This window comes from Streptomyces sp. WAC06614, from assembly GCF_003949795.1.
GTDB lineage: Bacteria > Actinomycetota > Actinomycetes > Streptomycetales > Streptomycetaceae > Streptomyces.
Genome location: NZ_RPRY01000011.1, coordinates 1 through 22,184, shown reverse-complemented (window position 1 = coordinate 22,184; position 22,184 = coordinate 1). Strand labels below are relative to the sequence as shown.

Genomic DNA, 22,184 nt, shown 5'->3' with positions numbered 1-22,184 from the left:
TCCGCGTCGCCATCCCACCCACCGATCGAGGACGCCGCCATGCAACGGACCACCCGCCGACCCCGACCCGCCGCAGCCGCGGCAGCCCTGCTGGTGCTGCCCGGCCTCCTCGTCGCCGCCACGCCCGCACACGCCGCCGCATCCCGTATCCGCCTGGGCAGCGCGACGGACGTCTCCCGCCCCTCCTGGCAGGGCCCCGCCTACACCATGAACGGCGCCGGCGCGGTCGTGCCCGGCTCCATGAGCCGCGCGATCGACGACATCCGCGGCGGCACCGGCAGCCTGGACGTGGTCGTCCTGGCCGGATCGGCACCCACCAGCGGCAGCAGGACACCCGAGTGCGACACCGTCATGACCCTGCCCGGCGTCAACTCCTGCACCACCTGGACCCTGACCGCCACCTCCGACGCGGGCAACGCCCAGGTCGACGCCGACGTGCGCAACGCCGAGTTCGTGTACTTCGCCGGCGGCGACCAGTGCCGCTACACCGCCTGGAAGGGAACCGCCCTCGAAGCGTCGGTCGAGTCGGTCGTGGCCAAGGGAGGAGGATCGGGCGGCGGCAGCGCCGGCCACCATGTCAACAGTCCGATCGTCTACGACGCCTGCAACGGCAGCGTCACCAGCACCGAAGCCCTCGCCGACCCCTACGGCCGCTCCCTCAGCTTCACCACCGGCCTGTTCACCTGGAACCACTACGACAACGTCGTCAACGACTCCCACTTCGTCGCCCGCGACCGGATGGGCCGCCTCATGGCCTTCGTCGCCCGCTTCCTCAAGGACGGCCTGACCTCAGCCGGCTCCGCCTGGGGCGTCGGTGTCGAGGAGGGCGGTGGCTCGCTCCACATCGACAAGAACGGTCTGGCCACCGCCTACGGCAAGAACAGCTACGTCGTCCTCGGCGACCACCCGGGCGAACAGGTAGCGGCCCGCCGGCCCCTGACCTACACCGACTTCAAGATCTGGAAGCTCATCCCCGGCACCACCTTCGACTTCGCCCACCGCCCCACCTGCGGCTACTACCTGCGCGGCGTCACCGCCGGAGTCCCCGACCCGCACCTCTACGACGGCACCCCGCAGACCCCGTGCACGGCCGCCCCCGCCCTCACCGAGACCGAACCCAACGACACCCGCGACAGGGCGGACGACGCCACCCCCCTGAGCCCGCCCGCCGCGCTCACCGGCAGCCTGGCCACCACCGGTGACCGCGACTACTTCGCGATCCACCTCACCACGGGCCGGCGCGCGGACGTCCGGTGCGACGTCCCCGACGACTACGACGCCGACCTCTACCTGCTCGACGCAGGCGGCAGCACCCTCGCACGGTCCGTCAACGACGGCGCAGGCGCCGACGAAGCCCTCACCCACGCCGCGACGACCACCGGCACCTACCACCTCGAAGTCGCCGCCTACGCAGGCTCCGGCCCCGCCCCCTACACCTGCCACGTCACCACCACCTGACGCCGGCCCGCCCGAGCCGACACGCCCTCGCCGGTGCCCGGCCCGTACACGTCAAGGGCGGCCGGCGGCAGAACGGAGCCCACGGCGCGCCCCATCACCGGCATGACCAGGCCGTGCAGCGCGTGTCCCGCGGCCACGCCGATCAGCCCGCCGATCACGCCGATCACGCCGATCACGCCGATCACGCCGATCCCGGCCTCCGGGCGACGTACCTCGAAGTCCTCGACCGAGAGGAGGGGACGCTTTACAGCCCGGCTCGATCGAGCACCTGGTGCATCGTCACGACGGGAAGCGTCCGGTTCGTGGCCGCCCCGGAGGCCACGGCCGTCTCGTCGGCCTCGAGGAGGGTGATCAGCCGGTCGGTCGGGATCGACGGGTTGGTCGCCGCGTGACGTCGCACGTGGTCGGCGTGGTCGGCCAGCAGCGCTTCGATCGTTTCGATCGGCAGCCCGGGATGCGCTGCGGCGACGACCCGGTCATGCGGGTCGTCGGAGCGGGCCAGGGCAGTGGCGGCATCGGCGGGGAAGTTCTTGTGGGCGAGCATGTCCCAGCGGCTGTAGCTCTTCCACTCGGCGGCCATGTGTGCCAGCAGCCAACCCGGGGCGTTCCGTTGGCGTTCGCACACGAACAGCCGCACGGCGAAGCTCTCGTCGAGAGCGAGGATCTCCACGGCCTCGTCGGACAGATCGGTGCGCATGGCCAGCGTCTTACGGAAGACCTGGTGGCGACTTCGCGCGAAGGCGACCTGATCGGATGCGGAGAGGTCTTCGGTCAGCAGCCAGGCGACGGTGTTGCCGCTGCTCCCGTCGTCGTACTCCACAGCCACCGACTCACGCAGGACCGGATCGAGGCCATGGCGTGCGACGACTGCCGCGCGGACCTGGTTGTCGGGATCGTGTGCCAGAGCCGCGACATGCCGGGGGTCCAGGGTCGGATTGGCCGCGACAGCAACGCGCAGCTGCGGGTCCGCCAGGAAGCGGTCCGTCAGGTCGGCAGCCAGGTCGGCAGCCAGGTCGGCGGCCAGGTCGGCGGTCGCGGCGATCTGCTGCAGGAGCCCCTCGCTGTCCGCCGGGTCCGCGGGGGAGGACTCGATGTCGGCGAGCAGGCCGCGGGCGGCCCCGGCGGGAAGCGGACCGTCCAGGCGGAGCAGGAGCAGCTCACGGCCGAAGGCGCCGGTGACCCGCGCAAGGAGTTCTGCGATCCGGGCGGTCGGCGCAGGGTTCCACTCGACGGCGGCGATGGCGGCCGTTCGCGCGTCCCCGTCATCGAGCATCCTGGCCCGGATGTCGTCGGGCAGGTGGCGGTTGAACGCCAATGCACGGCGGACCTTCGGCTCCGGGTCCCGTGCCAGCAGATCGTAGACCTCGTGGGACAACGGCCCCGCGAAATGCCGCCCGTGCACGCCGACGGTGGTGAAGTACTCGGCACCCTCCGCCAACCGGCCACGCACCCGCGGGTCGACGTCTCGGGCGAGCACGATCTGGACCTCGGCCGGGAGATGCGGATGCGCCGCGAGCTCCGACCGCAGCTTCACCTCCTCGTCACCGGCAAGGATCACCGCGGCCTGCGCGGGCAGGTCGCGGCGCCGTGCGAGCTCGGTTCGATCGATGGTCACCGCTGCGAGGCGCACAAGAACCTCCGGCGGTGCGGAAGGGTTGCCCGCCAGGCCGCGCAGCAACACCGGCAGGTTCCGCTGCGCGACGACGACAGGACGTTCGAAGGACGAGGGCACCGACCTATGGTGCCAGGCCGCCTACCGAAGGTGATCAACGAGAGCGACCGCGGGCCGTGCACACCGCCCGCGCGGGCAGCCGCTCCGCAAGCCGCCTTCCACCAGCGAACTGACCTCCCGGCTGGACACACACCGGGACAAGGGCCTCCCCTTCCGCTACCACCTGAACGCGGCGGAAGGCGTCGTCGACACCCTGGACGAGATCCACGTGAAGGAGCCGCTGCGGCCGACCGCCGGCTCCCCGAGGGTGCGTCTGACGGGTCGCCGGCCGGCCGGGCCGCGGGCCTGGAGCGTCAGCGCGCGTCCGACGTGGGGGCGAGCGCCTCCAGGGTGGTGTCCAGCCAGCGCAGTTCGGTGTGGCTGGTGGCGCGGGCGATGGTGAGCAGGCCCTGGCGGAAGGGGTCGTCGAACTCTTCGGCACCGAGCGGTCGTTCGCCCTCGTAGAAGAAGCTGCTCGGCTCCTGGAGGAAGGCCAGGCGGCGGCGCAGGACGGCGGCCTGCTGGTCGGGGTCCTCCAGGTGGCGCAGGAAGGCCAGGACGGTGAACCAGTGGTTCTCGTCGCTGATCTCGACGCCGTCGGCCTCGCGCAGCCGCCGGCGCAGCTCTTCCTGGCCCAGGCCGGTGAGGGTGAGGACGTGCCGCGGTGCGGCCCGGGTGCCGGGCTCGGTCTGCCGGCTCAGCAGGCCGGCCTTCTCCAGTCGCTTGATGGCCGGGTAGAGCGTGCCGTCCGCGATGGGCCGGACATGGCCGGTGAGATGCGCGACGCGCCGCTTCAGCTCGTAGCCGTGCAGCGGTTGCTCGTACAGGAAGCCCAGGATCGCCAGTTCCAACACCTCGCCATCATGCCTCACGTCTTCTCTACATCGGGAACGATATATAGTCTCGGCGATGCTTTCGAGTGGAGTGCCTGGGCGGCCCACCGCCAGGCACACGACCGAGCGAACCGACTGACCGACTGACCGACTGTTACTGATCGAGGAGGAGTCATGCGCGATGCCACGGTGACCGCCGCAGGGGCGCGAATGCGCTGGGTGGAGATGCCCGGAGACCCGCAGCGCACCACCCGCGTCTACCTGCACGGACTCGGAGCCAGCGCCGCGCCGTACTTCGCGGCCTCCGCCGCCCACCCCGCCCTGGCCGGCCACCGCTCGCTGCTGCTCGACCTGCTGGGCTTCGGCATCAGCGACCGCCCCACCGACTTCGCCTACACCCTCGAGGACCACGCCGATGCCGTGGCCGCGGCCCTGGAGGCGGCTGACGTCCCTGCGGCGGACATCGTCGGACACAGCATGGGCGGCGCCGTGGCCATCGTGCTGGCCGCCCGCCACCCGCACCGGGTCGAACGCCTCGTCCTGGTCGACGCCACCCTCGACCCGGTGCCCGCCGTGCACGGCTGGCCCGGGGCCAGGGGTATCGCCGCCTACACCGAGGAGGAGTTCCTCGCCGACGGATGGCGCCGGTTCCGCGAGGCCGTCGGACCGCACTGGTGGTCCACGATGCGCCTGGCCGGGCGCGAGGCCCTGTACCGCAGCGCGGTGCACCTGGCCCGGGGCACCGAACCCGCCCTGCGCGACATGCTGACCGCCCTGCCGATCCCGCGCACCTACCTGCGGCCCGAGGCCGACCAGCCGCTTCCCGGCGCACAGGAGCTCACCGGAGCGGGAGTCGAGGTGGTGTCGATCCCCGACTGCGGCCACAACATCATGCTGGACAACCCGGAAGCCTTCGCCCAGGCCACGGCCCGTGCCCTGAGCAGGGCCTGACACAGCGGGCCCCAGGGGGGTGTGCCTATGAGCGGGGACTTCGGCGATCTTGCGGACGTGGTCGCCCGGGGCGCGAAATCGTGGTCCCAGGAGCCGCCTGCGTCTACGACGGCTCCGACCATCCCGGGCGGCCTCGGGCGCACGTCCTGCGTGCGGAATGCGCCTGCGGCTGGACGGGGGAGCCCCGCACCGTGGACTGGGAATCGGCCGGCGGCCTTCCCTTCCGCGAGCACGGGACGAGGACGGCAGGGCGGTGCCTGGAGGACTGGGACGAGCACACCACGGAGGTGGGCGAGACGACGGTCCCGCTCCCGACCGAACTGCGCGCGCTTCTGGAGGACGTCACGGCCGCGATCGAGCGGCTGGCCGAGGACTCACCGGTCGCCGCGATCAGGGCCGCCCGCGAACGGGAGATCATCGCCGGCCGTACTGCGCACTGGCCCGCCCATGACGCCCGCGCCCAGCCCCCTGAGTCGGTGGCCGCGGCCCTGGGTCTGAGCGCCGAGGAGCCCCGAACCCTGCTGGCCAGGTTCGGCGGTTGGAGCCGCTACCGCTGATCCGCCCCCCACGCCCGCCGGAGTAGTGGGCAGGAGCCACTACGGGCGGTTCCATGCCGACAAGGCGGCTGCGCTCGGCGAGGTGCTCCGCGTGCTCGCGGGCGGTGGTCTTGTCCTACCTGCTCGGTAAGGTTGTGATCATGACTTCGGACGAGGGCACGCACATCCACAGGGGCACGCAGCCGGTACTCACGCGCGGTGGCGAGGCCGAGACCTGTGCGGACCCCAGCGCGGTGATGAAGCTTTTCGCTGATGCGGCGCAGACCGGGGGTGCGTTCACGAGCTACCGCTCGACCTTCACCGAGGGGGCGGCCGGCGCGCCCGCCCACTTCCACACGCGCGCCTGGGAGTTGTTCTTCGTCCTGGGCGGCTCGCTCCAAGTGCTGCTCGGCGAGGATGTGACCATCCTGCACCAGGGTGACTTCCTCGCCGTGCCGCCGCGAACCCCGCATGCCTTCCGCGCCGCCCCCGGTTCGGCCGCCGACGTGCTGTGCGTCTTCACGCCGGGCATGGACCGCTTCGACTACCTGCGCCTGCTGGGCCGGGTCACCCGCGGCGAAGAGCCCCCGAGCCGACTCGCCGAGACCTCGGAGCGCTTCGACAACCACTACGTCGACAGCCCGCTCTGGCGCGCGACCCTGGAGGCCTCGGCCTGATCACCTCGGACATCTACCCCGGTGCCGCGGTCGACGACGCCCTCTTCGACCGCCTCGTCGCCACGGGCGGAACCCGCACCACAGCGCACAACCCCTACGGGGACGAGCACGGCGTCACCGTCGCCGACCCTGCCCCGGGGTCGGCCCGCAACGGGTGGTGCGACGGGCAGGCGGTGCACGGCGTCCGGATCCAGCCGGACCGCCTGCCACAGTGAGCAGTCGTCAATGCGTATGCCGAGCCCGGCCGCGGGTGGATGCGCGCCGGGAGCTGTCCCGGGCCGGGGCCTTCCGCGGTGTTCTCAGTCGAGCGGGTCAGCGGCCAGGACCCACAGCTGGCCCGTGCCGCAGGTGATGCGGCGGCCGGTGCCTTGGGACGGTTGTTCCAGGGCGGTGCGGCGCAGGCGCCAGCGTGTTCCGTCGATCACCGCTACCGGCCCCTGCACGCGCGGGTGGTGGCCGGCGATGTTCCACGCGCGCACCTGCGTGTGGATGTACGAGGCCTTCGCGGACCAGTCCACGGTGGCGTAGTCCTCGCGGAAGAACCCGGCCCAGGTGCCCTCCTGCGCCGGCTGCGGATCGCCCGCGTCCCCGTGTACCAGCCGCCGCAGCACCTGCGGCAGCATGCGCGAGGCGGCCTGCAGCACACGGGTGTTGACTCCGGTGAAGGACCAGACATCGTCGTCCAGGGCGAGCGTCGTGCGGGCCAGCACGTACCCGGTGTCCAGCCCCGCGTCCATGCGGTGCCAGGTGACTCCGATCGTACGTTCGCCGTTGCGCACGGCCCATCCGACCGGGTTGGGGCCGCGGTAGGAAGGCAGGGCGGAGGGGTGGCAGTTGACCGCTCCCAGGCGGGGGGCGGACACGGCGGCGGCGGGCAGCTTCCTCGGGTAGCCGTAGCTGACCGCTACGTCCGGGGCGTAGGCGCGCAGCAGCGAGGCGACCGATTCCGTGCGGGAGGGGACGGCCAGGTCCACTCCGGGCGGAAGGTCGTGCTCGCCGAGCACGTGCCCTGGCCAGTCGGCGGGCCGCCGATAGCCGATCACCACCGGTACCTGGTGTCCCAGCGCGCGTAGTGACTCGACCAAGGGGGGAGCGGTCTGAGGGAGCGCCGCCACGACGGCGACGCGCAGCGCGGGGGTGCCCTGATCGTCCTGACTGTGCGGCGCAGCCGTCCCCGGTGTCTCCCGCGGGGTCATCGGGCGCCCCCAGCGACCTGAGCCGCCGCAGCGACATCAGCCGCCCCAGCCGCCTCGGCGGCCCGCAGCGAGCGGGGCCGCAGGTCGGTCCAGGAGGTCTCGATCCAGGCCAGGCACGTGGCTCGGTCGGCGCGGGGGTGTGCCTCGCGCCAGCCGGCCGGAACGGCGATGTGGGCGGGCCAGAGGCTGTGCTGGTCCTCGTCGTTGGTGAGCACCAGGAAGGTGCCGTCGAGGTCGTCGAAGGGGTTCATGCGTCTCCTCGGGTGAGGCCGGGGCACTGGGCCACCGGTACGGGTGCGGTCAGGTGCCCGCGGGTACGAGGGGCCCGTCGTGGCCGGTCGGTGCGGCGTCCGGGCCCGGACCGGGGGCGAGGGCGGCGGCCAGAGCGGCGGGGGTGGCTCGCTGCATGACCTGGGTCAGCGTGGCTGAGGGGTCGAGGCGTTCGCGCAGCCGTTGGAGCAACCGGGCCGCGAGCAGCGAGTGACCGCCCAGGTCGAAGAAGTTGTCGTCGATGCCGACCCGTTCCAGGCCCAGGACGTCGGCGTACGCCTCACACACCACGCCCTCGGCCGGTGTGCGCGGCTGCCTGATCCGGGCGGGGACGCGCTGGGGTTCGGGCAGGGCCCGGCGGTCCACCTTGCCGTTGACGGTCAGCGGCATGCGGTCCAGCACCATCACGCGGGCGGGAAGCATGAAGTCCGGCAGCACCCGGGCCAGCGCGTCGCGCAGTGCGGCCCCGTCCAGAGGGGCGGCGCCGGTCTCCTGCGAACCCACCGCGTAGCCGGTCAGCTCCTTGCCGCCGCGTCCGTCCGGCCCGGCGACCACGGCGGCCTGGACCACTCCGGGCAGGGCGGCCAGGACGGCCCGCACCTCGTCGGGCTCGATCCGGTGGCCGCGGATCTTGACCTGGTCGTCGTTGCGGCCGGTGAATTCGAGCGTGCCGTCCGGGAGCCGGCGAGCCAGGTCGCCCGTGCGGTACATCCGCGAGCCGGGCGGCCCCCAGGGGTCGGCGACGAACCGCGCGGCGGTCAGGGCGGGCCGGCCGAGGTAGCCACGTGCCAGCTGGTCCCCGGCCAGATGGAGCTCGCCGGCCACACCGTCGGGGACCGGGCACAGCCCCGAGTCCAGCAGCATCACCCGGGATCCGGGCACCGGACGGCCGATGCCGGGGCGCGCGGGCCAGTCGGCCGGCTCCCCGGTGACCTCGCCCGCGGTCACCACATGCGTCTCGGCCGGGCCGTAATGGTTGTGCAGGCGCTTGCCCCCGCGGGCGCACAGGGCGCGCAGCTGCGGGCCGACGACCAGTGCCTCACCGGCCTGCACGAGATGACGCAGGTCGGGCAGGACCTCCCGTTCCCCGTCGGCGAATTCGCACAGAGCGGCCAACACAGGGGTGGGGGCGAACAGTTCGGTCACGCGGTGCGCCCGCAGCCAGGCGGTCCAGGCGGCGGCGTCGGCACGGGTGTCCGCATCCGGGACGGCCAGCGTCCGCCCGCTGCACAGCGCCGTGAGGACCTCCTGGGTGGCGACGTCGAACGCCATCGAGGTGAACTGGGCCGTCACCGCGCCCGGTTCGGCCGGGAAGCGCTGCTCGTGCCAGTCCACCAGCCGGTCCATGGCGGCGCCGGGCATCACCACCGCCTTCGGTGTCCCCTGCGTCCCGGAGGTGTGCACCACGTAGGCCGGGTGACCGGGCAGCCGTACGGGGTGGCGACGGCGTTCGCCGTGCAGCAGGGGTTCGGGGGACACGTGGTGCGGCTCCAGCAGCATCCGCGGCACGGCGGCCGGGACGAGCGCCAGGGCCTCGTCGAACTCCTGGTGATGGACGAGCAGCGCGGGGCGCCCCTCGGCGGCCAGTGCCGCCACGCGGGGCGCGGGGTGGCGGGGGTCGAGCCACAGGTAGGCGGCGCCGGCCTTGAGGACCGCCAGCATCGCCGTCACCGCGTCCCGGCCACGCCGCAGGCACAGGGCCACCACGTCCTCGGCCCCGACGCCCCGGGCGCCCAGCTCCGCGGCCAGCCGGTCGGAGGACGCGTCCAGCGCCCGGTAGTCCAGCACCCCGTCGCCGTCCACCACGGCGGCCTGTCCGGGGGCCGTCCTCACCTGAGCCGCGAATCGTTCCAGCACGGGGACCGCCGCCGGCAACGCCTCCGCTGCCGGGGGCAGGCCTCCCGCGGCCGCGCCCATGGCCGCGACCCCGCCCGCGCCCATGTCCGCGACCCCACCCGCGGCCGGGACCCCGTCCACGGCCGTGATCCCGCCCCCGGCCGAGACCGGCTGCGCGGCAGGTACGGACAGGTCTCCCGCCAGTGCGCCCAGGGCGTCGACGAGCCGGCGGCCGATCTCCCGGGCGCCGGCCTCGCCCAGCCGCCCCGGCTGGTACTGGACCCGGATCGCCATCCGCTCGCCGGGGGACACCAGCAGGCACAGGGGGTAGTGCGTGCCGTTCTCCACCCGGCTGGACGTCACCCGCAGCTCCGCCCCCCACCGCGTGGCGAACGAGTCGGTGTAGGTCTCCAGTACGACGACGGTGTCGAAGAGCTCGCGCAGCCCGCAGGACCGGATGATCTCCGCCAGGCCCAGGTGCTGGAAGGGCATCATGCGGGTCCGCTGCTCCTGGAGTGCCGCCAGCAGGTCGGCTCGGTCGCCGGCCGCGGCGGTGTCCACCCGTACCGGCACCGCGTTGTTCATCAGCCCGACCATGGACTCGACCTGGGGCAGGTGGGGCGGACGGTCGGCGACGACCGTGCCGAACACCACGTCGGCGCGGCCGGTCAGCTGGGCCAGCACCAGCGCCCAGGCACCGAGGACCAGGGTGTTCAGGGACAGCGCCTGCTCGCGTGCCTTCGCCCGCAGGGCGGCCGTGCGCGCGGCCGGCAGCTCCAGCAGCACCGTGCGCGGACGGGCCTGCTGCTCCGCTCCCGCACAGGTCAGCAGCGTCGGCTCGGTCACGCCGCCGAGCAGGCCCTGCCAGTGCTTGCCCGCCAACGCGGCATCCTGGTCGGCGACGTGCTGCAGATAGGCCAGCGCGGACGGTCGCGCCGCCGGCCGGGGCGCGGCGCCCGCGGCGGCCTGCCCGTACAGGTCGGCGAGGTCGGCCAGGGCCACCTGCATCGACCAGCCGTCCATGAGGATGTGGTGGTAGCTCAGCAGCAGCCGACAGCGTCCCTCGTCCAGACGCAGCAGCACGGCCCGGAGCAGCGGCGGTGCGGCCAGGTCGAACGGCTCGTCCCGGTCCCGACGGGCCTCCTCGTCGGCGGCCCGCTCCCGATCCGCCCCGGACAGGCGCGTCAGGTCGACCTCCCGGAGCGGGACGTCGACGACCTCCGGCACCCGCTGCACCGCGCGGCCCCGGCAGTCCCATCGGAACCCCGCCCGGAGCGCCGGGTGCTGGGCGGTGAGCGCGGACAGCGCCGTGCGCAGCGCGGGCGCGTCCACCGGCCCTTCCAGTTCGAGCACGGTCTGGACGTGGTAGGGGTCCGCAGCGCCCTCGCCCTTGTGGGCGTGGTAGAGCAGCCCCTCCTGGAGCGGGGAGCAGGGCCACCGCTCCTCCTCCCGCTGGGCCGGCAGGGCCGGCGTCGTGGCCCGCTCGGGCACACCGGCATCGGCCGCGCGGGCGAACGCGGCCAGTACGTCGGCCCACTCCGCTGCCAGCCCCGCCACGTCACCGCTGTCCACCAGCCGCGCCGACCAGCGCCAGACGGCGGTCAGCAGCGGCTCCCCGGTGCGCTCGTCGACGACGGCGTTGATCTCCAGCGGATGCGACAACGGCTGCCGGGCGGCGCGGTGGATGCCCAGCACGGGCGCCTCCGCGGCGTAGGGCCACGGGTCACGGCCCGGAACGGCATAGCGGCCAAGGTAGTTGAAGAGCACCGGCCGTCCGGGTGCCGCCGACAGCAGACCGGCCGCCTGCGGATGCAGGTGCCGCAGCAACCCGTACGACGCGCGGTCCCGCGGCACCTGCTGCCACTGCTCCCGCACGGCACGCACCGCTTGGGCCAGCACCGTGTCCTGCGCACCGCCGGCCGCGGGACGGGCGGCCTCCGAGGGGCATGCGAGACGGACCGGGAACATGCACGTGAACCAGCCCACGGTGGCGGACACGTCGGCCTCCGGGCCGCCGCCTCCTACGCTGTCCGGGCCGTGGCCCTCGCTGTCCCGGCCGTGCCCCTCGGTGTCCAGGACGAGCGTCCGGGAACCGCCGCGCCGGGCCGCGGCCACGGTCAGCGCAGCCAGCAACAGCTCCTGCGTCGTGGCGCCGTAGTACGCCGGGGCCGCGGTGAGCAGGGCGCGGCCGACCGCGGCCGGCAGGACCGACTCCATGGAGCGGGACGTGCCGATGGTGTCCAGCGTCGGATCCAGCCGCCCTCGCGCCGGCCACGGCGTGGCCGCCGGCACGCTCGCCGCCTGCCAGTGCGGCAGCGTCGCCAGCACCTCGGCGCTGGTGGCCCGGGCATTGTGCGACCGCACCCAGCGGCGGTATGGGGTGGCCGCACCCCAGGCGCCCAGCGCGTGCGGATCCTCGGCGGCCCGCGCCAGGTCCTGGGTGAGCACCTGCCAGGAGACCCCGTCCACCACCAGATGGTGCACGGCGAGCAACAGGCGGCCCGGCCGGGTACGGCCCGCGTCCCACCACACCGCCCGCAGCGTCCGTCCCGCGGGCAGGTCCAACGACCGCATGGCGCGCGCCACGGCCTCCCGGACCGTGCCGGAGGACGGGGCGTCGGGCAGCTCGCGTACGTCCACCACGTCCAGGACCGTGCCCGCCTCCACCTCGCCCGGGGTCAGCACCTCGGGCTGCCACACGGCCGCGGTGGACGGGTCGGGCAGCCGGGTGCGCAGGGCGTCGTGGCGGTCGAGCACCGCCTGCAGCGCCGCGACGAGCGCCCCGCGCTCCAGGCCGGGCGGCGTCTCGACCAGCACGGACTGGACGAACTCGCCCACGCCCGGACCCTGTTCACGTAACCACAGCGCGATCGGCGGCAACTCCAGCCTGCCGGTGGCCGACCGGTGCAGCAGGTCCGCGGCCGGAGCCGCCGCCTGCGCGGCGGCGGCCAGCGCACCGGGGGTGCGCAGCCGGAACACGTCCTGCGAACTGATGGCCACGTTCTCCCGGCGGACCCGGCTGACCAGGCGCATCGCGGTGATGCTGTCGCCGCCCAGCGCGAAGAAGTCGTCGCCGGTACCCGTCTCAGCCAGGCCGAGCACCTCGGCGAAGGCGGCGCACAGCGCCCGTTCCGCGGGCGTCCGGGCGCCGCCCAGGCCACCTCGCACGGCGGCGGGCGCGGGCAGCGCCGCCCGGTCCACCTTGCCGTTCACGCTCAGCGGGATCTCGTCGATGAGCATGACGGCCGCGGGCACCAGATACTCGGGCAGCACCCGGCTCAGCCGGGAGCGCAGATCTTCCCCCGCGACGCCGCCGGCGTCGCGTTCGGGAACCGCGTAGCCGATCAGCCGGCCTTCCTTCACGACCACGACCGCGCGGGCCACCCCCGGCAGCGCGGCCAGCGCGGCGCGTACCTCACCCGGCTCGACCCGGTGGCCGCGGATCTTGACCTGGTCGTCGTCGCGCGCCAGGTATTCCAGCGCGCCGTCGGAGCCCCGCACGGCCAGGTCACCGGTGCGGTACATGCGGGTACCGGGCGGGCCGTACGGATCGGCGACGAAGCGTTCGGCGGTCATGCCGGCCAGACCGAGGTACCCCTGGGCAACCTGCTCACCGGCGACGTACACCTCACCGGGTTCCCCGGGCGGCACCACGGTGAGATCGGGACCGAGCAACCGCACGACCGCCCCGGGCAGCCCGGTACCGATCGGCACCCGTGCCACCGGGACCGGCCGATCAGGCGGCAGGAGGTGCAGGGTGGTGAACGTGGTGCACTCGGTGGGCCCGTAGACATGCCCGATCCCCACCTGCGGACAAGCTGCCCTGACCTGCGCGAACGCCCGCGCGTCCGCCGCCTCTCCACCGGTGAGCACCGTGTGCAGACCTCGCAGCGCGCCCGGGTCGTCCGCGGCGATCTGGTTGAACCAGGCGGTGGTGAGGAAGACGCCGGTGACGCCGTGATCGGCGACCAGGGCTGCCAGCCGGTGCGCGTCCACCCGGTCCTCGGCCGGGACGACCACCGTGCCGCCCCGGGTCAGCGGCAGCCACAGGTCATGGCTGAGGGCGTCGAAGCCCAGGGCGGAGACGAGCGCCGTGACCCGGTGCCCGGGCCCGTCCCAGTGCGGGTCGGCGGCGAAGTGCGCCAGGTTGCGGTGGGTGAGTTGCACGCCCTTGGGGCGGCCGGTCGACCCGGAGGTGTAGAACACGCAGGCCACGTGGTCGAGTTCGCCGTCCCGTACGGCCGGGCGCAGGGCGCTCCCGGCCGAGCGTGAGGACGTACCCGGGGAGGCCGGCAAGGTGATCGGCACGGTGACCGGCTGCGGCCCGCCCGGCCGCGTGGTCCCCCCGGCCGGTACGAGCACCGCCGCGCACCCCGCGTCCGCCTCGATGGCCGCCAGCCGCTCGGCCGGCGTACGCGGATCCAGCACCACGGCGGCGGCGCCGGTCTCGAAGACCGCGAGCAACGCGGCGACCAGCCCGGCCGAGCGCGGCAGCCGCAGCGCGACCGCTGCCCCGGGACCGACGCCGGCCTCACGCAACCGGGAGGCCAACTCCCCTGCCCAGGAGCACAGTTCGCGGTACGAGCAGCTTCCCCCACTGTCCTCCACGACGGCGGTCCGGTCCGGCGCACGAAGAGCGGCGGCCGCGACCGCCCGGTGCACGGGCAGCGGAACACCGGTCTCACCGACCGGGTAGGCGGGTGCCAACGTTTCTGCCGAAAAGATCATGGACGTCATCCAAGACGTACCGGAACACTGCTCCGTCCGCGCGCCACCCGAATGGCGCAGCTGGACCATCCGATCGGGTGCGCAAAAAACTTTGCGCCCCCCTTTGGGCCGCCAACTCGCCCACGACTGCATCGAGGTTGGGACACATCCCCGCACCAGGGGGCGCACGCCATACCCCGCGCGACCCCTCGGCAAGCCGAAGACCACGTCCGGCTCGGTCGCGGTCGCGCTCGTGCCCGCTGGAGGCCTTTGACGCCGGGCCGGTGGCGACCTGACCCGGCCGGTTCAGGCCGTGCGGGAACTACGCCGCGCGGTGGAGGAACGCGACTTCCTCGCCCTGCGGATCGTGCCCTGGCTGTGGCAACTCCCGCCCACGGAACCGCTGCACCCCCCGCCGTGCACGGCCTGCGTCGGATTCGGCATCCCGTGGACCATGGAGATGATCGCCGTGGCCGACAAGCACGCCGACGCCTCCATCGACACCAGCGCCTGCACCGCCCGCCGGATGTTCAACCTCTGGCACCGGCGGGCGGGAAGCGGCGGCCGACCGGGACGGCGCACACCGCCCGCCGGCCGACCCGGGGCCGCACGATCGCCGCCACCAGCGCGTCCGCCACGGGCTGCAACCATTCGCCAGATGCCGAAGCAATGGGGCACCCTGGACCCATGAACCACGACGAAGCACCCGCCCCGGCCCCGGCGGACCCTCCCGCTCCCGCGGCCCGGCTGGCCGCCCTCGCCGCCGCCCTGGCCGACGAGACCCGGGCGGCCATCTGTATGACGCTGCTGGAAGGGCGGGCCTGGACCGCGGGCGAGCTGGCCCGGACCACCGGGGTCGCCCCGTCCACCGTCAGCGGCCACCTGCACCGGCTCCTCGAAGCGGGGATCTGCGTGACGGAGCGGCAGGGGCGGCACAGTTACGTGCGCATCGCCGACGCCGCCACGGCCCGCCTGGTGGACGCCCTGGCCTCCTACGCCGTCCCCGGCCGGGACGCGGCGCACACCGTCCCGGTGGTCGCCGCGCCCGACCCGCTGGCCCGTGCCCGCACCTGCTACGACCACTTCGCGGGCCGGCTCGGCATGGCGGTCACGGACGCGATGGAAGACCGCGGCCTGCTGCGCACCGAAGCGGTCTTCGCGCTGACCGACGCGGGTCTGGACTGGTGCCGTGAGGCGGGCGTCGACGTGACGGCCGCCGGCCGCCGGCCGCTGGTCAGCTCCTGCCTGGACTGGACCGAACGCCGCCGCCACCTCGGCGGCACGGTCGGCGCCAGGCTCTGCGCGCGGGCCCTGGACGACGGCTGGGTGGTCCGCCCCGAGGGCGGCGGCCGGGGGCTGCTGGTGACGCCGGCAGGGGAGGAGGCCCTCGGCAGGCTCCTGGGCCTCACCCCGGCGGCGTGGAGTTAGGCCACCGGAAGCCGCAGCCACCGTAAAAATACTTCGGCGACTACCGAAGTGTTCGGTGTAAGGTCGGAGACATGAAGACCCAGCCGCCTGCGCGCCCGCGCGTCCTCCCGCCCTACCTCCCCACCCTCGGCGCCGTCTGCTTCACGGTGTTCGCCTGGGCGTCCGCCTTCGTCTCCATCCGCAGCGCGGGAGCCGCCTACTCGCCGGGGGCGCTCGCCCTCGGCAGGCTCCTCGCCGCCTCACTGGTGCTCGTCGTGCTCCTCCTCCTGCGCCGCGAGGGCCTGCCCCCGCGCGGCGCCCGGCGCGGCATCCTGCTGTCCGGCCTCGTCTGGTTCGCCGGCTACACGGTCGCGCTGAACTGGGGTGAGCGACTCGTCGACGCGGGCACCGCGTCCCTCCTCGTGAACACCGGGCCGATCCTGATGGCGCTCCTGGCCGCGCGCCTGCTCGGCGAGGCCCTACCGCCCCGGCTCGTGGCCGGTATGGCGGTCTCCTTCGTCGGAGCGGTGGTCGTCGGCCTGTCGATGTCGTCCGGCAGCGACGGCACGACCTCGGTGCTCGGGGTCGTGCTGTGCCTGCTCGCGGCGGTGGCGTACGCGACGGGCGTCGTCGCGCAGAAGCCCGCCCTCTCGTACGGGACGCCGCTGCAGATCACCGCGTACAGCTGCCTCACCGGAGCCGCGGCCTGCCTGCCGTTCGCCGGCCGGCTGGCGGCCGAGGTCCCGAAGGCCCCGCTCTCCGCGACCTTGAACATGCTCTACCTGGGCGTGGTCCCGACCGCCCTCGCCTTCACCACCTGGACGTTCGCCCTCGCGCGGATGCCGGCCGGGAAGCTCGGCGCGACGACCTACGCGGTGCCGGCCATCGTGGTCCTGCTGAGCTGGCTCCTCCTCGGCGAGGTCCCGGCCTGGCTCACCCTCCTCGGCGGCCTGCTCTGCCTGGCCGGAGTGGCCGTCTCCCGCTACCGGCCACGGGCCGCGGCCACCCCGGCGGTCGAGGACCCACGGGCGGTCGGACACGCCAGTGGCACGGACGCCCCCTCCGGTACGGGAGCGGCGTCGCAGAAGCGGCACAGCTGAAAGGGGGGGAGGCGACGGGGCCTGCGGTGGCGTTGCAGCCCGGCGCACCCTGATCTCACCGTGCACGAAGGCGGCGCACCCGGGTCCCCCGCCCACGCCCGGGCGGGGCAACCGGCTCGCTCACTCAGGTCCTCGTCGCGGACAGCGTGGTGGAAGTGTGGGCGAGCTCGACGAACCGGCGTCGCACCGATGGGTCGAGGGATGAAACCTGGGCAGGTGCACCCCCGGGCGGGGAACCACGATCCTTCGATCGGCCCAGGAGGAGCCTTGAGTGACTTCCAGGAATCGAGCCGCCGGCACGACAGCAGCGCGGCGGCGGTAGCGCAGACGGTGCAGGACAAGACGAGCGAGGGTGCCGCTCTGGTCGGCGGCAAGGCCGCCGAGGTCGGCGGGACGGTGAAGGAGCAGGCGGCCGACGTCGTCGGCGAGGCCACCTCCCAAGCCCGCAACCTCGCCGGCGGCCTGCGCGATCAGCTCCAGGGCCAGGCACAGGCCCGGACGAAGAGCCTGGCGCAGAACGTGCGCCGGCTCGCGCAGGAACTGCGGGAGATGAGCGAGAACGGCAAGCCCGACTCCACCATGGCCGGTGTGGCCCGGAAGATGGCCGAGGGCGGCAACCGGGCCGCCGACCGCATCGAGCAGCGCGGCCCCGACGGGCTGCTCGCAGACCTGCAGAACTTCGCACGCCGCCGCCCGGGCGCCTTCCTCGCGAGCGCGGCCGTGGCCGGCTTCCTCATCGGGCGGGCCGAGAAGGGCGTCGTCAAGGCCGCCTCCGCCGGCACCGGTAGCGGCGAAGGCAGCGGGCCCCAGGCTGCACCAGCAGACCGGACCGATGGAGGCATGCCTGCGGTCCAACACTCCGGCATACCACCCGGGTACGACGACCTGACCGACACCTACGGCCAGTCGCAGCCCCCGCACGTGGTCCCCATGCCGTCCGCCCGCCCGCCGGACGACGGCTCGTCGCAGCGAGCGGAAGGGATGTGAGTCGTGGCCACCGCACACCAGGAACGGCCGACGTACCATGCCCCGCCCCACCGGCAGGCCGCAGAACCCTCGATCGGTGATCTGGTCGAAGCCATCGGCCAAGACGTCTCAGGGCTGGTCCGCACCGAGATCGAACTGGCGAAGGCGGAGCTGACGCAGGAGTTCGCCCAGGCCGGCAAGGCGGGCGGGATGCTGGGCGGCGCCGGCTACGCCGGCCACATGGCGATGCTGTTCGGCAGCCTCACGGTCGTCTTCGCGATGGCCAGCGTGATCCATATCGCCTGGGCCGCGCTGATCGTCACCGCCGTGTGGGCCGCCGTCGGCGCGGCCCTCTATGTGAGCGGACGTGCGGGCTGGCGCAATGTCCACCTCAAGCCCGAACAGACCGTGGAGTCGCTGAAGGAGGATGCGCGATGGGCCCGACACCCGACGAGCTGAGGACCGACGCGGAGTACCGGCGCGCGCACCTGGCGCGCAGCGTCGACGCCCTCGCGGACAGGATGACCCCCCGCACAATGGCGCAGCGCAAGGTCACATCGGTGCGCCACCGCGTCAGCGGAGTGAAGGAGCGCGTGATGGGCACGGCACAGAACACGGCGCACGGAGCCACCGAGGGTCTGAGTCAGGCCACCGGCACCCTCGCGGAGACCGCCAAGGACGTCGGCACGACCGTGGGCGAGACCCTTCAGCAGGCGCCTGCGCAGGCGAAGCGGCAGACCCAGGGGAGCCCGCTGGCCGCCGGGCTGATCGCCTTCGGCGCCGGCATGCTCACCGCTGCGCTCCTGCCGACCTCCGAAGCCGAACAACGTGTCGGACGGCAACTGAGGGAGCACTCCGAAGAGCTGCTGCACCCCGTCAAGCAGACGGTCGGCGAAGCAGTCCAGGAGGTCAAGGAGGAGATGCGGGAGCCCGCGGCGCAGGCCGTGGAGGCAGTGAAGAGCACCGCCCAGGAGGCCGCGGAGACCACCAAGGACCAGGCCCGCAGCGCCGGCCAGGAGACGGCGCAGGGGCTCCGCGAGGTGGGCCAGGACGCCGCCGCAGACGTGCGCCGCACCCCCGGCACCTCCGGTTCTCCTCAGTGACCGAGAAACCGGCCCCGCCCCGGGAGTGACGCCTCCCAGGTGTCAGTACGAGGAGGCCAGAAGCAGCCCGGCCGGACAGGCCGGCGCCAGGCGGTGAGCACGACGGGTCCGGGGAGAAATCGCTTGCGCCGGCGCGAGGGGTGAGCACAATCGGCGCGTGCAGATCGTGTCGTTCCCCGAAGTAGCCACCCCCGCCGCCTTGCGCGTCCAGGTGAGAGAGATCCAAGAGCAGGCATGGCCGTCCGCGTCCGGGTCGGACGCTGCTGTCGACACCCCGACCCACGATCCCGCACTGCGCCCGTTGTCGATGCTGCTTGTGGACGAGGGGACCGTGCTGGCCGCGCTGGACATCCTGTGCAAGGAAATCGTCCATGCCGGCCGGCGACTTTCGGCGGGTGGGCTGAGCACGGTGGTGACGAGCAAGCAGGCACGAGGCCGTGGACACGGCCGGCAACTGGTGGCAGCGGCACGCGAGAGGATGATCGCTCAGAGCCTGGACCTGGGCCTGTTCACGTGTGATCGCCCGCTGCAGGCGTTCTACGAGAGCGCCGGCTGGCGTGTGCTCCCGGGAGCCGTACTCATCGGAGGAACCCCGCAGGCTCCTTTCCCCAGTGATCAGCCCGGCTTCGACAAGGTCACGATGGCGGACTTCTTCTCGACTGCGGGCCGTCAGGCACAGGAGTCGTTCCACCACTCCCGCATCGAGCTGTATCCGGGGGAGATCGACAAGCTCTGGTGACGGCCGCCAAACGCCGGCGAGCCGGGGCACCGGGTGAACGGCTCAGACCTCGCCCGCAGACGCAGGTCCGGATGGGCGGCGGCGCACGTGGGGGTCTGGGCCGGGCGGTGGCGCGTGCTGTCGCAGGGGTGGCGGGGACGCCCCGGATCGCTCGGGCGGCCCCGGCCGAGGAGGGCCGTTGTCAGAGGCAGCGGATACCTTGCAGCTCAGCACAGAACCAAGGCAGGCAGCAGCAAGAGGAGCGGCAATGGTCGTCGAGGTGGGTTACGCGCAGGCGTGGGACCTGGAGGCTTGTGCGCCCTGGCGGCCGATGCCCGCCGAGGAAGCCCGGGAGCGGGATGCCGCCGGACTCCCGTACGTGGTGGTGTACCGGGAGCCGGGTCGGAAGGCCCCGCTCGAAGTCCGGCTGGTCTCCTGGCAGGACCACTACGTCGGGCTGTGGGTCTACGACGCCCAAGGCCGCCGCACCTACGATCTGGACATGCGGCTGCTGGACGACCCGTCGCGGCTGCTGCGCCGGTACTCCGTCGGCTGGTACTACACAGGCCCGGAGATGGCGGAGTTCGACAAGGCGTGCCCCCGCATCACCGTGGACCTCTTCCCGGAGGGGAGGGGCCGACGGACGGAGGAGCCGCAGGGACAGGGCGGGGGCTCCCACATCACCTCGCCCGTCCTCCGGGACGACGAGCGCTGGATGGACCGCCCCGCCTTCGGGGAGTGGCCGCTGCTCTCGGCCCAGGTGCACGGGATCACCGAGCCGCCGGCCTTCGAACCGGCCGTGGTCGCCGAGGCCGCCGAGCCGAGTGACGGAGGCGCCCCTGCGACCTGCTGGCGTCCGCCGCGCCCCGCGCAGGCCGGGCCGATCAACGAGCTGTTCCGGCCGGGGGTGCGCGTGACCGACGGGTACCACCCCGAGATGACCGTCGTGGAGCCGCGCCGGGTCGCCACCCTGCGCGTCCCCAGCGGGCTGCTGGCCGTCTCCGGCCCGGACACCGACGACGGCGACGGGCCGCGCATCACGATCCCTGTCCCGCCCGGGGAGTACGTACTCGACGAGGCGCGGGTCCGCTTCAGCTACCAGTGCGAGTGGCGGAACGCCGAGGTCACGACCACGCAACCCACGGCCGTCCGCCTGCTCGTCCACGAGACCCCCGCAGCGACCTGGGAGATGGCCCTCGGCCCGGACGACGATCCCCGGCTGTTCATCGAGCAGCAGATAGCCGGCTTCACCACCGACGGTGCCACCGGCTGCTTCGCCGACGCCGGGTCCTGGGAACCCCTCGTCGCCCTCTTCGAGCGGGGGCTGATCCAGGGGGAGCCGGACCTGGACGGCTACGAGGACCTCGACGACGGTTCCATGTTCATGCAGCACACCTGGGACGAGGCCTCCGGCGGCGAACTCATGTCCTTCGCGACGACCGGGGACGGTACCTACCCCGTGTGGGTCGGCCGTTCCGAGGCCGGTGAGGTGGTCGGCGTCGTGGTGCTGGTGGAGGCAATGCCCGAAGTGCTCCCGGAGCGGGACAGAACCCCCACCGATGCGGCTGCGTAGGCGAGCCCTGCCTGCGGGCGCAGTCGCGGGCTCGCGGAGGTTCCGCAGCGTCGACGCAGACGTCTCGCCGACCTGGTGGTCCCACCACGGAGAACCAGCTGCCCCGCCGTGCTGTCCTGACAGCTTTCCGACGGGATCCATCTTCCGCCAGCGGACGACGGCGGCCATGACGCACTCCGGACCCGCCCGGTTCGACCCCGGTGACGGCGACGGCGACGGCGACGGCCGACCCGCTCGCGGGCCTGAGTCGCTGAGCTTCGCGGCTACCGGCCTGGCCGAGCTCCAGCACCCTGACCGCGCGGACCGCCGGCCGCCGAACGCACCGCACCTCGAACTGGTTGGCGAGTGATGTCCCGCGTCTGGCAGGGTCGGTCACATGGATTGCATCTTCTGCGGGCTCATCCGCGAAGGTACTGCCGACTGGGTGGAGCGTGGTCCGGTGGCCTGCGCCTTTACGCCGCTGAATCCGCTGGCGCCCGGTCACACCCTGGTGGTTCCGACGCTCCATCACGCGGACATCTTCGAGACCCCGCCCGACGCCCTCGCGGAGGTGATGGCGCTGGTCCAGCGCGTGGCCGAGGCCGCGCGGACCGCCTTGAACGCCTCTGGTGTGAACATCCTCAGCGCGAGCGGCCCGGGATCGGAGCAGTCAGTGCCCCATCTGCACGTCCATGTCGTTCCGCGATGGGTGGACGACGGAATCACGACGTGGCCGGCCGGGCGCTCCGTGCATCACGTCGCCGGCCGTCCGGGGGCGCGGCTCGCCGAGGCGCTGGCTCCAGGCCGACAGCACACGAGTTGAGCCAGAGCCGGAGCTCGTGAGCAGGAGGCCGGATCCTCGTGGACAGGGGTCATGAGCGAGGAGCGTCTGCGTGGCGCCCAGGGGACGTCGTCCCGGCCCGGCCTCCTCGGAGCGACGCCAGCTCCTGTCCGTCCGCGTGTGGGGGAGAGGCCGTTGCGCGCAGCCGACCATCGACGCCCGAACCCGTGCCACCGGCCTGGAAGCAGGGCGCTGCTGCGGCCGACACCATCCCCGCCCCGCCAGCGGGCAGGCGGCGGTGGGGAAGGGCGCGGAAGTCCGGCGGCGGCCAGGAGGTCCGGTGCCCCCTCGCCGGACAGACCGGCAGCCCCGACCCCCCACT

Annotated in this window: 19 protein-coding genes; 13 read left to right on the top strand and 6 right to left on the bottom strand. The window is 73.4% G+C overall.

Features of this window, described 5'->3' with window-relative positions; all coding sequences use genetic code 11:
• Positions 1-39: 39 nt before the first annotated feature.
• A complete protein-coding gene (locus EF918_RS02915) occupies positions 40-1,458 on the top strand; it encodes a pre-peptidase C-terminal domain-containing protein (protein ID WP_260609726.1) in 1,419 nt (472 codons plus the stop codon).
• Here the strand turns inward: EF918_RS02915 and EF918_RS38950 are convergent.
• The 3 genes from EF918_RS38950 to EF918_RS02900 all read right to left on the bottom strand — a co-directional run bounded on the left by EF918_RS38950 (position 1,431) and on the right by EF918_RS02900 (position 4,023).
• The gene (locus EF918_RS38950) at positions 1,431-1,643 is read right to left on the bottom strand and encodes a hypothetical protein (protein ID WP_185921572.1); all 213 of its coding nucleotides are present in this window, start codon (positions 1,641-1,643) and stop codon (positions 1,431-1,433) included. The two genes, EF918_RS02915 and EF918_RS38950, sit on opposite strands and share 28 nt — an antisense overlap.
• A 59-nt stretch (positions 1,644-1,702) precedes the next feature.
• Positions 1,703-3,190, bottom strand: coding sequence for a hypothetical protein (locus EF918_RS02905; RefSeq protein ID WP_260609725.1), 1,488 nt, complete (start codon positions 3,188-3,190; stop codon positions 1,703-1,705).
• 293 nt (positions 3,191-3,483) lie between these two features.
• Positions 3,484-4,023, bottom strand: coding sequence for a PadR family transcriptional regulator (locus EF918_RS02900; protein WP_125640068.1), 540 nt, complete (start codon positions 4,021-4,023; stop codon positions 3,484-3,486).
• A gap of 153 nt (positions 4,024-4,176) precedes the next feature.
• Here EF918_RS02900 and EF918_RS02895 point away from each other — a divergent pair, with 153 nt between their 5' ends.
• From EF918_RS02895 to EF918_RS02885, 3 genes are all read left to right on the top strand, one after another.
• Positions 4,177-4,953, top strand: a complete 777-nt coding sequence (locus EF918_RS02895; RefSeq protein ID WP_125640065.1) for an alpha/beta fold hydrolase — start codon at positions 4,177-4,179, stop codon at positions 4,951-4,953.
• 191 nt (positions 4,954-5,144) lie between these two features.
• Positions 5,145-5,510, top strand: coding sequence for a hypothetical protein (locus EF918_RS02890; RefSeq protein ID WP_125640062.1), 366 nt, complete (start codon positions 5,145-5,147; stop codon positions 5,508-5,510).
• A 140-nt stretch (positions 5,511-5,650) separates the two neighbouring features.
• Positions 5,651-6,166, top strand: coding sequence for a cupin domain-containing protein (locus EF918_RS02885; protein ID WP_125640059.1), 516 nt, complete (start codon positions 5,651-5,653; stop codon positions 6,164-6,166).
• Positions 6,167-6,465: 299 nt separating this feature from the next.
• Here the strand turns inward: EF918_RS02885 and EF918_RS02875 are convergent, their stop codons facing one another.
• The 3 genes from EF918_RS02875 to EF918_RS02865 form a co-directional block, all read right to left on the bottom strand.
• The gene (locus EF918_RS02875) at positions 6,466-7,251 is read right to left on the bottom strand and encodes a methionyl-tRNA formyltransferase (RefSeq protein ID WP_185921571.1); all 786 of its coding nucleotides are present in this window, start codon (positions 7,249-7,251) and stop codon (positions 6,466-6,468) included.
• A 107-nt stretch (positions 7,252-7,358) separates the two neighbouring features.
• A complete protein-coding gene (locus EF918_RS02870) occupies positions 7,359-7,613 on the bottom strand; it encodes an MbtH family protein (protein WP_125640053.1) in 255 nt (84 codons plus the stop codon).
• Between the two features lie 49 nt (positions 7,614-7,662).
• Positions 7,663-14,196 carry a non-ribosomal peptide synthetase gene (locus EF918_RS02865; RefSeq protein WP_185921570.1) on the bottom strand — a complete coding sequence of 2,178 codons (6,534 nt, stop codon included), beginning with the start codon at positions 14,194-14,196 and terminating at the stop codon, positions 7,663-7,665.
• Between the two features lie 292 nt (positions 14,197-14,488).
• Here EF918_RS02865 and EF918_RS37640 point away from each other — a divergent pair, with 292 nt between their 5' ends.
• From EF918_RS37640 to EF918_RS02820, 9 genes are all read left to right on the top strand, one after another.
• Positions 14,489-14,866, top strand: a complete 378-nt coding sequence (locus tag EF918_RS37640; RefSeq protein WP_221889683.1) for a hypothetical protein — start codon at positions 14,489-14,491, stop codon at positions 14,864-14,866.
• Positions 14,863-15,603: a helix-turn-helix transcriptional regulator gene (locus EF918_RS02855; protein WP_260609724.1), complete on the top strand. Its 741-nt coding sequence runs from the start codon at positions 14,863-14,865 to the stop codon at positions 15,601-15,603. Before EF918_RS37640 ends, EF918_RS02855 begins: the two co-directional genes overlap by 4 nt.
• Positions 15,604-15,674: 71 nt before the next feature.
• Positions 15,675-16,682: a DMT family transporter gene (locus EF918_RS02850; RefSeq protein WP_125640044.1), complete on the top strand. Its 1,008-nt coding sequence runs from the start codon at positions 15,675-15,677 to the stop codon at positions 16,680-16,682.
• 267 nt (positions 16,683-16,949) lie between these two features.
• Positions 16,950-17,669 (top strand): hypothetical protein, encoded by a 720-nt coding sequence (locus EF918_RS02845; RefSeq protein WP_125640041.1) that lies wholly within the window; start codon positions 16,950-16,952, stop codon positions 17,667-17,669.
• 3 nt (positions 17,670-17,672) lie between these two features.
• Positions 17,673-18,107 (top strand): phage holin family protein, encoded by a 435-nt coding sequence (locus EF918_RS02840; protein ID WP_125640037.1) that lies wholly within the window; start codon positions 17,673-17,675, stop codon positions 18,105-18,107.
• On the top strand, positions 18,083-18,751 hold the full coding sequence (locus EF918_RS02835; RefSeq protein WP_125640034.1) for a DUF3618 domain-containing protein: 669 nt from the start codon (positions 18,083-18,085) through the stop codon (positions 18,749-18,751). The genes EF918_RS02840 and EF918_RS02835 overlap by 25 nt, the downstream gene beginning before the upstream one ends.
• 157 nt (positions 18,752-18,908) lie before the next feature.
• Entirely contained in the window at positions 18,909-19,490 is a 582-nt protein-coding gene (locus EF918_RS02830; RefSeq protein ID WP_125640031.1) for a GNAT family N-acetyltransferase, read from the top strand.
• A gap of 247 nt (positions 19,491-19,737) precedes the next feature.
• Positions 19,738-21,042 carry a DUF4241 domain-containing protein gene (locus EF918_RS02825; RefSeq protein WP_125640028.1) on the top strand — a complete coding sequence of 435 codons (1,305 nt, stop codon included), beginning with the start codon at positions 19,738-19,740 and terminating at the stop codon, positions 21,040-21,042.
• 376 nt (positions 21,043-21,418) lie between these two features.
• On the top strand, positions 21,419-21,844 hold the full coding sequence (locus EF918_RS02820; protein ID WP_125640025.1) for an HIT family protein: 426 nt from the start codon (positions 21,419-21,421) through the stop codon (positions 21,842-21,844).
• Positions 21,845-22,184 lie beyond the last annotated feature (340 nt).

Excerpts from the sequence above, each read along its gene's own strand:
- EF918_RS02865 (WP_185921570.1), bottom strand. The coding sequence starts at position 14,196 with ATGATCTTTTCGGCAGAAACGTTGGCACCCGCCTACCCGGTCGGTGAG.
- EF918_RS02825 (WP_125640028.1), top strand. The coding sequence starts at position 19,738 with ATGGTCGTCGAGGTGGGTTACGCGCAGGCGTGGGACCTGGAGGCTTGT.
- EF918_RS02820 (WP_125640025.1), top strand. The coding sequence starts at position 21,419 with ATGGATTGCATCTTCTGCGGGCTCATCCGCGAAGGTACTGCCGACTGG.
- EF918_RS02895 (WP_125640065.1), top strand. The coding sequence starts at position 4,177 with ATGCGCGATGCCACGGTGACCGCCGCAGGGGCGCGAATGCGCTGGGTG.
- EF918_RS02855 (WP_260609724.1), top strand. The coding sequence starts at position 14,863 with ATGAACCACGACGAAGCACCCGCCCCGGCCCCGGCGGACCCTCCCGCT.
- EF918_RS02885 (WP_125640059.1), top strand. The coding sequence starts at position 5,651 with ATGACTTCGGACGAGGGCACGCACATCCACAGGGGCACGCAGCCGGTA.
- EF918_RS02835 (WP_125640034.1), top strand. The coding sequence starts at position 18,083 with ATGGGCCCGACACCCGACGAGCTGAGGACCGACGCGGAGTACCGGCGC.
- EF918_RS02850 (WP_125640044.1), top strand. The coding sequence starts at position 15,675 with ATGAAGACCCAGCCGCCTGCGCGCCCGCGCGTCCTCCCGCCCTACCTC.
- EF918_RS02870 (WP_125640053.1), bottom strand. The coding sequence starts at position 7,613 with ATGAACCCCTTCGACGACCTCGACGGCACCTTCCTGGTGCTCACCAAC.
- EF918_RS02915 (WP_260609726.1), top strand. The coding sequence starts at position 40 with ATGCAACGGACCACCCGCCGACCCCGACCCGCCGCAGCCGCGGCAGCC.